General features: G+C 36.9%; 14 protein-coding genes. 5 read left to right on the top strand and 9 right to left on the bottom strand.

Going from position 1 to position 12,028, the window contains the following annotated elements; translation table 11 throughout:
• Position 1: 1 nt before the first annotated feature.
• From CQ046_RS20820 to CQ046_RS20800, 5 genes are all read right to left on the bottom strand, one after another.
• Positions 2-1,891: a monovalent cation:proton antiporter-2 (CPA2) family protein gene (locus CQ046_RS20820; protein WP_105704109.1), complete on the bottom strand. Its 1,890-nt coding sequence runs from the start codon at positions 1,889-1,891 to the stop codon at positions 2-4.
• Between the two features lie 3 nt (positions 1,892-1,894).
• Entirely contained in the window at positions 1,895-2,416 is a 522-nt protein-coding gene (locus CQ046_RS20815) for an NAD(P)H-dependent oxidoreductase (protein ID WP_105704108.1), read from the bottom strand.
• Positions 2,417-2,616: 200 nt separating this feature from the next.
• The gene (locus CQ046_RS20810) at positions 2,617-3,432 is read right to left on the bottom strand and encodes a TPM domain-containing protein (RefSeq protein ID WP_105704107.1); all 816 of its coding nucleotides are present in this window, start codon (positions 3,430-3,432) and stop codon (positions 2,617-2,619) included.
• Positions 3,413-3,841 (bottom strand): TPM domain-containing protein, encoded by a 429-nt coding sequence (locus CQ046_RS20805; protein WP_185126224.1) that lies wholly within the window; start codon positions 3,839-3,841, stop codon positions 3,413-3,415. The genes CQ046_RS20810 and CQ046_RS20805 overlap by 20 nt, the downstream gene beginning before the upstream one ends.
• 2 nt (positions 3,842-3,843) lie before the next feature.
• Positions 3,844-4,449 (bottom strand): LemA family protein, encoded by a 606-nt coding sequence (locus CQ046_RS20800; protein WP_105704105.1) that lies wholly within the window; start codon positions 4,447-4,449, stop codon positions 3,844-3,846.
• 74 nt (positions 4,450-4,523) lie between these two features.
• Between CQ046_RS20800 and CQ046_RS20795 the strand changes: the two genes are divergently transcribed.
• The gene (locus tag CQ046_RS20795) at positions 4,524-5,021 is read left to right on the top strand and encodes a dihydrofolate reductase (RefSeq protein ID WP_105704104.1); all 498 of its coding nucleotides are present in this window, start codon (positions 4,524-4,526) and stop codon (positions 5,019-5,021) included.
• Positions 5,022-5,170: 149 nt separating this feature from the next.
• The gene (locus CQ046_RS20790) at positions 5,171-5,740 is read left to right on the top strand and encodes a hypothetical protein (RefSeq protein WP_105704103.1); all 570 of its coding nucleotides are present in this window, start codon (positions 5,171-5,173) and stop codon (positions 5,738-5,740) included.
• Between the two features lie 270 nt (positions 5,741-6,010).
• Here the strand turns inward: CQ046_RS20790 and CQ046_RS20785 are convergent, their stop codons facing one another.
• The 4 genes from CQ046_RS20785 to CQ046_RS20770 form a co-directional block, all read right to left on the bottom strand.
• Entirely contained in the window at positions 6,011-6,646 is a 636-nt protein-coding gene (locus tag CQ046_RS20785) for a trimeric intracellular cation channel family protein (RefSeq protein WP_047428487.1), read from the bottom strand.
• 49 nt (positions 6,647-6,695) lie between these two features.
• Complete coding sequence (locus CQ046_RS20780) at positions 6,696-7,067, bottom strand: four helix bundle protein (protein WP_105704102.1); 372 nt, start codon at positions 7,065-7,067, stop codon at positions 6,696-6,698.
• Positions 7,068-7,085: 18 nt separating this feature from the next.
• Complete coding sequence (coaD, locus tag CQ046_RS20775; protein ID WP_105704101.1) at positions 7,086-7,550, bottom strand: pantetheine-phosphate adenylyltransferase; 465 nt, start codon at positions 7,548-7,550, stop codon at positions 7,086-7,088.
• Between the two features lie 95 nt (positions 7,551-7,645).
• Positions 7,646-8,629, bottom strand: coding sequence for a D-alanine--D-alanine ligase (locus CQ046_RS20770; RefSeq protein ID WP_105704132.1), 984 nt, complete (start codon positions 8,627-8,629; stop codon positions 7,646-7,648).
• A gap of 156 nt (positions 8,630-8,785) precedes the next feature.
• Between CQ046_RS20770 and CQ046_RS20765 the strand changes: the two genes are divergently transcribed.
• From CQ046_RS20765 to CQ046_RS20755, 3 genes are all read left to right on the top strand, one after another.
• Entirely contained in the window at positions 8,786-9,877 is a 1,092-nt protein-coding gene (locus tag CQ046_RS20765; RefSeq protein ID WP_105704100.1) for a PASTA domain-containing protein, read from the top strand.
• A 73-nt stretch (positions 9,878-9,950) separates the two neighbouring features.
• Positions 9,951-11,024, top strand: coding sequence for an RluA family pseudouridine synthase (locus CQ046_RS20760; protein WP_185126222.1), 1,074 nt, complete (start codon positions 9,951-9,953; stop codon positions 11,022-11,024).
• Between the two features lie 51 nt (positions 11,025-11,075).
• Positions 11,076-12,026: a PorP/SprF family type IX secretion system membrane protein gene (locus CQ046_RS20755; RefSeq protein WP_089696903.1), complete on the top strand. Its 951-nt coding sequence runs from the start codon at positions 11,076-11,078 to the stop codon at positions 12,024-12,026.
• Positions 12,027-12,028 lie beyond the last annotated feature (2 nt).

The raw sequence follows: 12,028 nt of genomic DNA, 5'->3' as shown, positions 1-12,028 counted from the left end.
ATTAATCCTGGGATTCTTCCTCATCTTCTTCATCGGCAGATGAGGAACCTTCCCAATTTTTATTATCAAAATTAAGATTATCATAAGCCAATAAATCCTCCTCTCGCTGGAGGATTTCTTTTGTGGTAAACAGGGTAATATCTTCATCATTTTCCTTCATTTTGGCCAGCTTTCGGATAGAGGCTTTGTCAATGGCCATAAACCTTTGTCCCATACGCCTTGCTGCATATTTTCTCATTCCTGTTTCATGAAGTACATCCACAGCCATGTCAACTGCTGTTCCTAATGTTTCACGGTAAATATGATTGACTCCGTTATTCAGATAGTCATAGGCGTCAAGCCTGTTTTTTGCTCTTACGAAAATTTTTACACTAGGATAATGTTCACGGACTAATTCTGCAATGAATTTATTATCATCCGGATCATCCAGGCATAAAACCAAAATTTCAGCATCTTCAATTCCGGCAGCTCTTAGAATAGGAATTCTGGTAGCATCACCGTAATATACTTTAAAACCATAGCTTCTGAGCAGTTTTACACGATCAGAATCACGATCCAAAACGGTAGCGGGTATTTTATTGGCTTTTAAAAGACGTCCCACGGTACTTCCAAAATGCCCAAAACCTACAATGATAATTTTCTTTTGAGCAACATCGCTGTCGAGAATATTATAATCATGCTCTTCTTCAGGAATTTCTTTGATAAATTTTGGAATAATAAATTTGTCATTGATGATAAGGAGAACAGGAGTGATACACATGGTAATTGCCGTAACAGCCATCATCTGTGCATTCATCTCCGGGCCTAAAAGATAAAGATCTGATGCATAATTGAGCAGTACAAATGCAAATTCTCCTACCTGAGAAAGGGCAAATGCATAAAAAAGACTTTGAGGAGTATCTATCCTGAAAAACTTTCCAATGGCATATAAGACAATAAATTTTACAGCCAGCACGGCAAAAACAGTACTGAAAATAAATAAAGGATCTTTCTGGATAATATTAAAATTGATAGTTGATCCTACACTTACGAAGAAAACAGCCAGTAATAATCCTTTGAAAGGATCAATCTGAGCTTCCAACTCATGACGGAATTCACTGTTGGCAAGCATTACGCCTGCAAGGAAAGCTCCTAATGCCGGAGAAAGTCCAATAACCACCATAAGCTCCGAAACCCCAATTACGAGGAATAGGGAAGAGGCCGTTAACAGTTCTGTCATTCCTGATTTTGAAACATAACGCAGGAAAGGAACGAAGACATATCTGCCCAGTAAAATAAGCAGTGCAACTCCGAAAATTACAGTGCCGGCCTGAAGCCATTCCGGCAGTTTCTGGATAAGAATCTGGATTTCATTATCATGATGCTTGGCTTTATAATTAGCTACAATAGGAAGTATGGCCAAAATAGGGATCACAGAAATATCCTGAAATAAAAGGGTAGAGAATGAGGCTTCTCCGGCAGTGGTTTTAAGATTATTTTTTTCCTGTAAGGTTTGCAGAACAATGGCTGTAGAAGAAAGAGCGAAACACATGGCAATAGTAATAGCTTTGTCCAGTCTCCAGCCTACACTTATAAATATTAAGAAAAGCAATAGAATGGTGAGTGCCATCTGAGAAAGACCCAAACCCATTATTTTTTTTCGCATTTCCCAAAATTTCCTGGGTTCCAGTTCCAAACCTACCAAAAACAATAGCATGATCACTCCAAACTCACTGGCATGCATAATATCATTTACATTATTTCCTGTAAGTTTAAGGACATAAGGGCCTATGATAATTCCTCCTAAAATATAACCAATAACAGAACTCAACCCAAATTTCCTGGCCAATGGAACCATAATAATGGCTACACCCAGGAAAATTAATGTGTTCATCGCTAAGCTGGATTCCATATGTTATTGATTGAGTAGTTCTGTAAATTCCTTTTTATGTAAAATAATTTCTTTTTTAGACAGTTTGTTGGCCTCGTATACGATTTTGATATGCTTAATATCCGCTTTAAAGACCTTTAATGAAACGATCAGTCCGCTGATGAGTTCTTCAATGGTATATTCATAAGTGCCGGTTTTGCTGAATGATCTTTCTTTTCCCCCGGTGGTTACCAAGATATAAACCTCTTTTCCTTCCAAAGGATTATGTTCATCCTCTTTAAGCCAGTCTCTGTCGAAAACCTCGTCAATCCATAATCTGAGAAGCGGAGGCATCCCAAACCATATCAGTGGAAACTGAAAAACAAAACGTTCGTAATTTTTAAGGCGTTTTCTTTCTCTGAAAGCTGCAATGTGGAAGTCAGGATATTCTTCGTAAAGATCTCTTAAGGTATAATGCTGGTGGCGAACGTAGAAATTGATGAGCTCTACATTCGAATTGGAGTGCTCCAGATAAGGGTGTGCAAATACTACCAGCGTCTTCTTCATAATCCTGTTTTCAGTAAATATAAGGAAAAAATATTGAATAAAAGATGGTTTTTGTGAGGTTTTATTAATTTTTTGATATCTAAATATCAATTTAAGATCAAGAAAAGTTAAAGAATTGAGGTTATTTTAGCTTATTAAATAAAAAAAATCAGATCGTGATGATCTGATTTCTATATCAATTTTAAAATGACTTATTCGTTTTACCAGCCTCCGGATGCACCACCGCCTCCAAAACTTCCGCCGCCGCCAAAGCCTCCGAATCCGCCGCCACCGCCACCGGAACTTCCACCACCAAAACCGCCTCCTCCGAAGCTGCCTGGGAATGGGAAGAAACCGCCAGGGTAATTTCTGCGTCCCTTTCTGGTGATGATCACATCGTCGTCATCGTCATTATTTCCGCCACGTCCGCCACCTCTGTTACCAAATAGGATGGCAATAATGATAAAAATAATAAAAGCAATGATGAGTACCTTAAAAGCACTTCCGTTGCCGGAAGGAGCTGTAGTGGCTTCAGGTTTAAATTTCCCCTGTACAGCCTCCATAATCGCTGAGGTTCCTCCGTTGATCCCATCATACCAAAGTCCTTTTTTGAAATTTGGAGTGACAATATAATCCAAGATCTGTCCTGCTACTGAAGCGGTAAGATATTGTTCTACGGCACGTCCCTGCTGGATAGACATCGTTCTGTCTTCTGTGGCAATCAGGAAAACAACTCCGTTATCTACTCCTTTTTTTCCAATTTTCCATTTTTCGCCAAACATGGTTGCCAGAAAGTTCACATCTTCTCCTTTTGTGGAGCGGATGATCACTACTTCAATTTCTGTTGAGGTAGAATCTGCAAACTTGATTAGTTTATTATTAAGCGCATCTTTTTCCTGCTGAGAAAGCAATCCGGCTTCATCAAAAACAGGGTAAAGAACCGCTGGCTTTTCGGGAACGGTGTATTGTGCTGATACAAAAGTGTAAAAGCAGAGTAGTAAAAATGAAAATACTATTTTAAGAGAACGTAATTTCATTTGGAAGTTGGTTTGGGTTTTCTCCTTCTACAGGAAAATGTTTTTTGAGTTCAAGGCCTGTTTCCAGGATAGCACTTTTCAGTGCCTGGTAATAATTTCCTTTGGCAAATTCTGCAGTGATATAATCGTGAAGATGGTCCCAGTAAGACTGTCTTACTTTTTCATGAATTCCGATGTCGCCAATAATGGTAAGGTATTTCTGTTCGAAATTGACATGGAAAAGCACAGCATTTCTTTCAGCAGTTTTATCCATATCCAATTTTTTGAAAACATCAAATGCCGTTTTAGCATCACGGGTTTCCGTATTGGAGTCAATATGCACTCTGATCTCTCCCGTAGAATGATCTTCCGCAGATTGAATCGCTTCCACAAGGGAAGCGATCTGTTGATTTGTTAGGAAATTACCCATTATTATTTGAATGCTTCAGGGGCTTTTTCAGCACCTGCCTCAGCTTTGAAATAAGGTTTTTCTTTGAAGTTGGTGAAATTCGCCAGAATATTATTCGGGAAAGTCTTGATAGAAGTGTTGTAATCTTTTGCAGCATCGTTATAATAAACAGTTTCAGTTCTGATACTGTTTTCAATAGCAGTGTATTCTCTCTGGAAGTTGATATACTGCTGGTCTGCTTTTAAGTTAGGATAAGATTCTACTACAGCCATCAATCTGCTCAATGCTCCGGACAATTCACCCTGTGCTGCCTGGAATTTAGCAATATCAGCTTCAGTCATATTCGTAGGATCAATGTTGATAGAAGTAGCTTTAGAACGCGCTTCTACCACCTTTGTTAAAGTTTCCTGTTCAAATTTTGAATACGATTTTACCGTTCTTTCCAGATTAGGAATAAGATTCGCTCTTTTCTGATATACAGTCTCTACATTAGACCATTTTGAATTGACAGTCTGTTCCTTTTCTACAAAGCTGTTATATCCGCTTTTTCCCCAGAAGAAGAGAATAGCCACAATGATAAGGAGGGCAATACCAATAGTTCCGGCACCCAAACATCCTTTATTTTTCATAGTTTATTTTTTTTAAATTTTTTGTGCTAACCAAATATACAAATTATGTGCTAATTTTGTAAAAAATTATTTGAATGACAACAATAGTGGTGGCAATGGGAGAGAAAAATGAAATTGGTTTTGAAAACCAGTTGCTTTGGCATCTTCCCAAAGATTTGAAACATTTTAAAGATATTACTTCAGGACATCCGATTATTATGGGAAGAAAAACTTACGAAAGTATTGGAAAACCTCTTCCGAACCGTACCAATATTGTTGTGTCAAGAAAGAAAGACTGGTTTGAGGAGGGAATCCTTATTGTAGGAAGCATCAAAGAAGCATTGAAATTTGCTAAGAAGATTGATGAAGAAGTTTTCGTTATCGGTGGAGGAAATATCTATGAACAGACTATGGATCTGGTAGACAGACTTGAAGTTACTTTGGTGAAAGCAGATCTTAAAGCAGATACATTCTTTCCTAAAATAAATGAGAAAATATGGAAAAAAACAAACGAAATCTTTCATGAAAAAGACGAGAAAAATGAATATGATTTCTGTTTTCAGACGTTTGAAAAAATTAAAAAAGAAGCATAATTGTCAATAGTGAATTTTTGCTTCGCAAAGTGAATCGTGAATTTCTCACAGGTACAAAAATTAACAAGCGTAGCGAATTGACCATTCACAATTGACTTTTTGAACTTTAAGACCTAAATTTATTATCTTTGCACTTTTAAAATTTAATAATGAATAAATACATAAAAATTGCAGTAGCAGCACTTCTTATCCTGGCGGGACTTGGATTGATGATTTTTACAAGAAATCTTGGATGGGGAATTGTTGTTTTTCTTTTAGCTGCATTCCCAATCTTACTATTCTTTAAAAATGAGTATATCCTATTGGCGTTCTGGCAATTGAGAAAGCAAAATATGGAAAAAGCCGGAGAATGGTTATCAAAAATCACAGATTATAAAGGACAGCTTCATAAAACCCAATACGGATATTTCCACTATTTATCAGGATTGACACAAGCTCAGGATCACCCTGCAAAAGTAGAGCCTTTTATGAAGAAAGCTTTAGAGTACGGTTTAAATATGAAACACGACAGAGCAATGGCTACTTTAAATCTTGCAGCAGCCGCTATTTCTAAAGGAAGAAAGCAGGAAGGACAGAAATTGCTTGAAGAAGCAAAAAGATTAGACAGCGCAGGAATGATGACGGATCAGATCAAAATGATGAAAGATCAGTTGAAAATGCCAACCATGCAGAAGCACATGCATAACCCGAATATGAGAAACAGAGGGAAATTCTTCTAGTTAAACTAATATATAATATAAAAGTCCTGAATTTTTCAGGACTTTTTTTATTGTTGGAATTAAAAGTTTCTTTTGAGCAAATAAATACTTTTAAATATTGTTGTCCGATTAAATTAAAGAATAATTAACAGGTCGCTCCTCCGGAGCTATAATTTTAGAACAAATACATTCTATTAACAGTTAGCTCCCATTGGAGCAGGATTTGATCCCGTTGGAATCTACTGTTAGCTATATATTTAAACTTTTTATCGGGCAGTAATGACTTTTAAATTACATTTCCGAATTATTATGGTCATAGCCATAAAACTTGGGCATCTGCCAGTGGTATTTCACAGCAAGCGTCCGTATGGCAACAATAAGTAGAATGGTGAGAATCTGTACAAAAGTATAAGATAATACAGAATATTTGGTCATCAACAGAAAAACCGCTCCGCCTACGATACATGCTGTGGCATAAATTTCCTTTCTGAAAATTAAAGGAATTCTATTGAGTAATATATCCCGGATAATCCCTCCGAAACAGCCTGTAATAGTTCCTAATGCAATACAGATCATAGGATGAATACCTGCATTTAATCCTTTCTGAACTCCGATAATGGTAAATAATCCAAGCCCGAAGCTGTCGAAGATAAATAAAGTGACTTTAAAATTCTTTTCAAGAGATTTGAATATCATGGAAAAAATACTGGTCACCAGAATTAGCGTACACATCAGAATATCATGCATCCAGAATACAGGGATATCCAGTAACAGATCTCTCACAGTTCCTCCTCCCACAGAAGTTACAAATGCAATAATAAGCACTCCGAACGGATCAAGCCGTTTCTGCATCGCTGCAAAACTTCCGGACATGGAAAAGGCAATGGTCCCAAGGACTTCTATCGCAAAATTGAACTGTTCGTGCATATATTATGAATGATAAGTAATGAGCAATGAGTAATAAAAATTATGCCATTTAAATTTGAGATAATTTAAACTTATCTGTGGTCATAACTTTTACGAGTTCTTCGCATTCTGCTTTTAAATGTAAAATTTTTTCCGGATTTAAATGTTCTAATTCTTCAATAATTTCAAGCCAAAGTTGAGTTTCATCAATTTCTTCGACGACTATGCACATTTTAGCAAATTTTTCTTTCTCAGATCTTGCTCTGGATACAGCCCGATAATTGGCTGCAACAGAAGTTGCGGATCTGATAATTTGTTTTCTTATTATTGAAATATCATCCGAAAAAGGTAATGAAGAAAGGGTTTTAATGATAGTAATGGAAAAGCTTTTGGTCCTTTCCCTGAAAATTTGGTTAAAATCTGCTCTATCAAAATTACTCATTACTTATTGCTCATATATTTATTTCTCCACTCTCACGGAATCCGGGACCATCAGCTCATATTCACCGCCGTGGGTAATGACTTCCCTTACAATGCTGCTGCTGATGAAAGATTTTCCTGAAGAAGTCAGTAAAAATACAGTTTCCAGTTTTTTGTGGGCCAACGTTCTGTTGGTATGAGCAATTGCTTTCTCGAATTCAAAATCGGCAGGGTTTCTCAATCCTCTGATAATGTATTGAGCATTTTTTTCAAAGCAGTAATCTACCGTTAAGCCTTCGAATGAATCTACTTCCACATTGGGAAATTCTGCTACAGAGTTCTGAATAAATTCCTTTCTTTTTTCAAGAGGGAACATATATTTTTTCTGAGAATTCTGTCCGATAGCAATAATTAATTTATCAAATAGCGGTGCCGCTCTTTCTATAATGTCGTAATGTCCTAGTGTAATCGGGTCAAAAGACCCCGGGAAAACAGCAATTTTCATGTTGTACGAGTTATGTGTTGAATGGTAAATTATCTGTTAAAAGCTATGAGCATAATGTATTTCTAACTTCTAACCTCTAATTTCTAACTTCTATTTTATTTATTAAGGGCTTTTTCTACTTCATTTCCACAAAGATCCATGATGGAGATTCCATAATGTTTTGCCTGTTGAGGAAGGATACTTGCAGGAGAGAATCCAGGATTGGTGTTCATTTCAAGCATATAAGGAATTCCGTTCATCAAAATAAATTCACTTCTTGAAAATCCGCTCATTCCTAATGAATTGTAAGCTCTCTTGGCGATTTCTTCCACTCTTTTTGTGGTTTCTTCGTCAATTCTTGCCGGGGTAATTTCTTCAGAAGCACCTTCGTATTTGGCTTCATAATCAAAGAATTCATTAGTAGGAACAATTTCTGTGATTCCTAAAACAATAGTTTCTCCTTTAAAATCTATAACTCCCACAGATACTTCCATGCCATCCAGGAAGCTTTCAATCAAAATTTCATCATCTTCTTTGAAGGCAATTTCAGTAGCGGCAATCAGTTCAGATTTTTCTTTTACTTTGGAAATTCCCAGAGAAGATCCGGACTGGTTAGGTTTTACAAATAGTGGAAGATTAAGTTCTGATACAATCTCATCCACATTGATGTTTTCACCTTTTCTTAAATAAATACTTTTTGCAGAAGGAATTCCATATTTTGATAATACAGCAAGTGTATCTTTTTTATTGAAAGTAAGGGCACTCTGGTAAAAATCACAACCTGTGTATTTTTGACCGATCGCATCCCAGTATGCCTGAAGAATTCCGTTTTCTCCCGGAGTTCCGTGGATGATATTGAAGCAGGCATCAAATTTTAAAGTTTCTCCATTATCTAAAGTCACAGAAAAATCTCCTCTGTTGATGGCATATTTTTTATCATTCTCACCTAAAAAATACCATTCATCTTTAAGGACTACTACTTTATATACATCATAGAGATTTCTATCCAAAGAATCATAAATCAATTGTCCGCTTTTTAAAGAAACGACATATTCATCAGAATAGCCTCCCATTACTACGGCAACACTTTTTTTGTTCATAACCATATAGTATCAATTAAGGCAAATTTAATCATTTTATGTAATGCAATATGGGAAATCCACAAATTTTAAAGTCAAAAATGAATTGTGTTAAATAAAAAGTCCATTCTAAAATTATTAGCTATATTTGCGGTTATAATTAAAGTATTTTTAAGTATGCTTAAATCACTTTTCAATTGGAAAGTTTTACTGAATTTAGTAGTAGCCATCGGTATTTTCGTAGGGCTTGTATGGCTTACATTTCGCTGGTTGGAGTACCATACTAACCATGGTCAGGAAATTCCTGTTCCCAATGTAGTTAATAAATCTATCCATGATGCTGTTAAGATATTGGATGATACAGGGCTTGAATATGATGTAGACAGTGCCAATTATGACCCAAAATACAGACCTTTCCAGGTATTAATGGTGTATCCTGCACCCGGTTCCCGCGTAAAAGATGGAAGAACTGTAACGCTTAAAGTAAATCCTAGAACATGGGCTCCTATTGCGATTCCGAATGTTATTAATAAATATTCGGGACTTGCTTTCCAGAGATTGGATCAGGTAGGACTTAAAATCGGAGATACTATTTATGAGCCTAGTATTCAGAAAGATGCTCTTTTAAGAATATTGTATAAAGGAAATGCTGTAAACCCGGGAACCCGCATCCCTAGATTCTCTATTATTGATGTAGTGGTAGGGTCTGGTCCGATGAGAAATATTTCCATTCCTAATGTTGTAGGACTTACGGTAAAAGAAGCGAGAGCAGTAATTACCAAAAGTATGTTTGAAGTAGGATTGGTAGAACACGAAGATGGCAGCAAAGACGAGTCTGATATTATCTATTATCAGGATCCTGCTTCCGGAGATGTTCGTGACCAGGGAATGCAGATTGACCTTTGGGCAAGTAAAAAAACTCCGGCAGAACTGAGAGGAAAAATAGATCAGCTCAATTCTATCTACAGAATGAAAGTAGATACTTCACTTCCTCCGGTACGTTATGAAGAAGTACATACTGAGCCAAGCTACGAAGCTCCGCCAGTACCAGCTCCTGCACCTAGAAGAGAGACTCCAAAAACTGAAGTACCGAAAACTGAGACTCCAAAACCTCAGACAACAACTTCTAAACCTGCAGGTCAGGGTACAGAGAAGCCTAAAACTTCTACCACAACTCCTGCCACAGGAAATACAGCCAAACCGGCTGCTTCAACAACGACACAACAGCCTGCTCAAAAGCCAAAAGCTAAGAAGGTAGTCGTAGAATAAAATTAGATTAATATCAAAAATACAGGCTTCAACTATAAAATGTTGAAGCCTTTTGTGTAAAAAATATAAAACAATGTCAGAAGATAACGAAGATTTTTTAGATGAAGAATTATTAGATTCCAACAGTATTGAAAATATCGATATTGACGAGGAAAATAAAGGATTGTATGAACATCTTAATATCACTGTGGACAGCAAGCAGGAACCATTAAGGATTGATAAGTTCCTTTTAGTATACAGACAGAATTCTTCAAGAAATAAAATTTCACAAACCTGCAGAGCCGGAAACGTTATCGTGAACGGAACTGCGGTGAAGCAGAACTATCGCGTAAAACCGGGAGATCAGATCTCAGTATTGCTTACCCATCCACCAAGGGAGAATGTTATTATTCCTCAGGATATTCCTGTGAATATTATTTATGAAGATGATGATCTTGTTGTAGTAGATAAAGAACCCGGAATGGTAGTACACCCTGGATTCGGAAACTGGGACGGAACATTGGTAAATGCACTGGCTTTCCATTTTGAAAAGAATGGTGAAAAATCTGATCTTGACAGAGTGGGACTTGTTCACAGGATTGATAAAGATACATCAGGCCTGCTGGTGATTGCCAAGAATGAATATGCATTGAGCTTCCTGGCAAAACAATTCTTTAACCGAACTACGAAAAGATTGTATTGGGCTTTCGTATGGGGAAATATGCAGGATGATGAAGGCACCATAAGAGGCCATATCGGAAGACATCCTAAAAACAGAATGCAGATGTCCGTTTATGAGGACGGAAGTCAAGGAAAGCACGCTGTGACACATTATAAAGTCCTTGAGCGATTCAAATATATGACTTGGGTAGAATGTAAGCTAGAAACCGGAAGAACACATCAGATCAGAGCGCATTTCAGACACATCGGGCATACTTTGTTCAATGATGAAAGATATGAAGGACATACGCCTTTAAGAGGGGTGAATCTTCCGAAATATAAGCAATTTATAAAAAATGTTTTCGAGATTTTGCCAAGACACGCTCTTCATGCCCATACCCTTGGATTTATACACCCGACGACAAAAAAGGAATTATATTTTGAGAGCCCAATGCCCAAAGATATGGCGGATGCCGTAAAAAAATGGAGAAATTATTTAGAAAACTAAAAATATATTGAGAATTTTTTTATATTTGTTGAATTGAAATCAAGATTTGTTATGAGAAAACTATATGCTATCGTATGTTTAGCTCTTTTGTCAAATGCATACAAAGCACAAGAATCACTACCATACTATCAGCAATATCTTTTGGATGGTGAGTTCCTGTTCAACCCAGCTCAATACGGAAAAACAGATTACGTACAGCTCAACGCCAATTATCAACAACAATTTTCAAAGTTCAACAATTCTCCGAATGTACAGTCAATCGGGATTAACGCGAATATCTTTGATAGAGTAGGTGCTGGTATTTCTGTGTTCAGAGATAGCAACGGGCCTATTTCTGCAGGAGGAATTACAGCTGGTGCTTCATATTTTATTCCTCTAAGTAGTGAAGGGGACAGAAAAGACCAGTTCTCTTTCGGTACTAGTGTTAACTTCTATAACATGAACTTTGATTATTCTAAAATTAATACTGAAGAAGGAGGTGACCCGTTATTAAGAGGTGAAGAAAGTAATATCTTCATGGTGTATGCAAACTTCGGTTTGGCTGCTACCTACAGAGGTTTATTCGGGGGTGTTTCCGTAAATGATATCGCATTAAGTAATGATGCTTCTATCGTAAACAACTACGAGCCTTCTCCAATTAAATTCTTCTTAAACTTAGGATATAACTGGAACATTGCTGACAATATTACCATTGCACCATCAGCATTGATTAACCTTAATACAAACTCAACGAGAATGATCGACTGGAACTTAATGGCGACTTTCTCTAATGAGATCAACGCATTCTCTTTCGGGGTAAGCTACAGAACGGTTCAGAACAGATTTGACAATCAGAACCTGAGTATCTCTCCAATTGTAAAAGTAAGATTCAACAAATTCATGATTGGAGCTACTTATAACCTTGGATTGTCTGACATCCAGAGTTATGGAGGAAACAGCTTCATGATTGGTCTGGGTTATAACTTTGACAACTTCATTAATGCTAGAGGATTTAGATACTAATT

Source organism: Chryseobacterium sp. MYb7 (assembly GCF_002979455.1).
In the GTDB taxonomy this organism is placed as follows: Bacteria; Bacteroidota; Bacteroidia; order Flavobacteriales; family Weeksellaceae; genus Chryseobacterium.
This window is presented reverse-complemented; position numbering and strand designations above follow the sequence as displayed.

What these genes read in the sequence shown, in the direction of transcription:
- CQ046_RS20820 (WP_105704109.1), bottom strand. Translation starts at nt 1,891, where the DNA reads ATGGAATCCAGCTTAGCGATGAACACATTAATTTTCCTGGGTGTAGCC.
- CQ046_RS20800 (WP_105704105.1), bottom strand. Translation starts at nt 4,449, where the DNA reads ATGAAAAATAAAGGATGTTTGGGTGCCGGAACTATTGGTATTGCCCTC.
- CQ046_RS20755 (WP_089696903.1), top strand. Translation starts at nt 11,076, where the DNA reads ATGAGAAAACTATATGCTATCGTATGTTTAGCTCTTTTGTCAAATGCA.
- CQ046_RS20815 (WP_105704108.1), bottom strand. Translation starts at nt 2,416, where the DNA reads ATGAAGAAGACGCTGGTAGTATTTGCACACCCTTATCTGGAGCACTCC.
- CQ046_RS20780 (WP_105704102.1), bottom strand. Translation starts at nt 7,067, where the DNA reads ATGAGTAATTTTGATAGAGCAGATTTTAACCAAATTTTCAGGGAAAGG.
- CQ046_RS20805 (WP_185126224.1), bottom strand. Translation starts at nt 3,841, where the DNA reads ATGGGTAATTTCCTAACAAATCAACAGATCGCTTCCCTTGTGGAAGCG.
- coaD (WP_105704101.1), bottom strand. Translation starts at nt 7,550, where the DNA reads ATGAAAATTGCTGTTTTCCCGGGGTCTTTTGACCCGATTACACTAGGA.
- CQ046_RS20760 (WP_185126222.1), top strand. Translation starts at nt 9,951, where the DNA reads ATGTCAGAAGATAACGAAGATTTTTTAGATGAAGAATTATTAGATTCC.
- CQ046_RS20790 (WP_105704103.1), top strand. Translation starts at nt 5,171, where the DNA reads ATGAATAAATACATAAAAATTGCAGTAGCAGCACTTCTTATCCTGGCG.
- CQ046_RS20770 (WP_105704132.1), bottom strand. Translation starts at nt 8,629, where the DNA reads ATGAACAAAAAAAGTGTTGCCGTAGTAATGGGAGGCTATTCTGATGAA.
- CQ046_RS20765 (WP_105704100.1), top strand. Translation starts at nt 8,786, where the DNA reads ATGCTTAAATCACTTTTCAATTGGAAAGTTTTACTGAATTTAGTAGTA.
- CQ046_RS20785 (WP_047428487.1), bottom strand. Translation starts at nt 6,646, where the DNA reads ATGCACGAACAGTTCAATTTTGCGATAGAAGTCCTTGGGACCATTGCC.
- CQ046_RS20795 (WP_105704104.1), top strand. Translation starts at nt 4,524, where the DNA reads ATGACAACAATAGTGGTGGCAATGGGAGAGAAAAATGAAATTGGTTTT.
- CQ046_RS20810 (WP_105704107.1), bottom strand. Translation starts at nt 3,432, where the DNA reads ATGAAATTACGTTCTCTTAAAATAGTATTTTCATTTTTACTACTCTGC.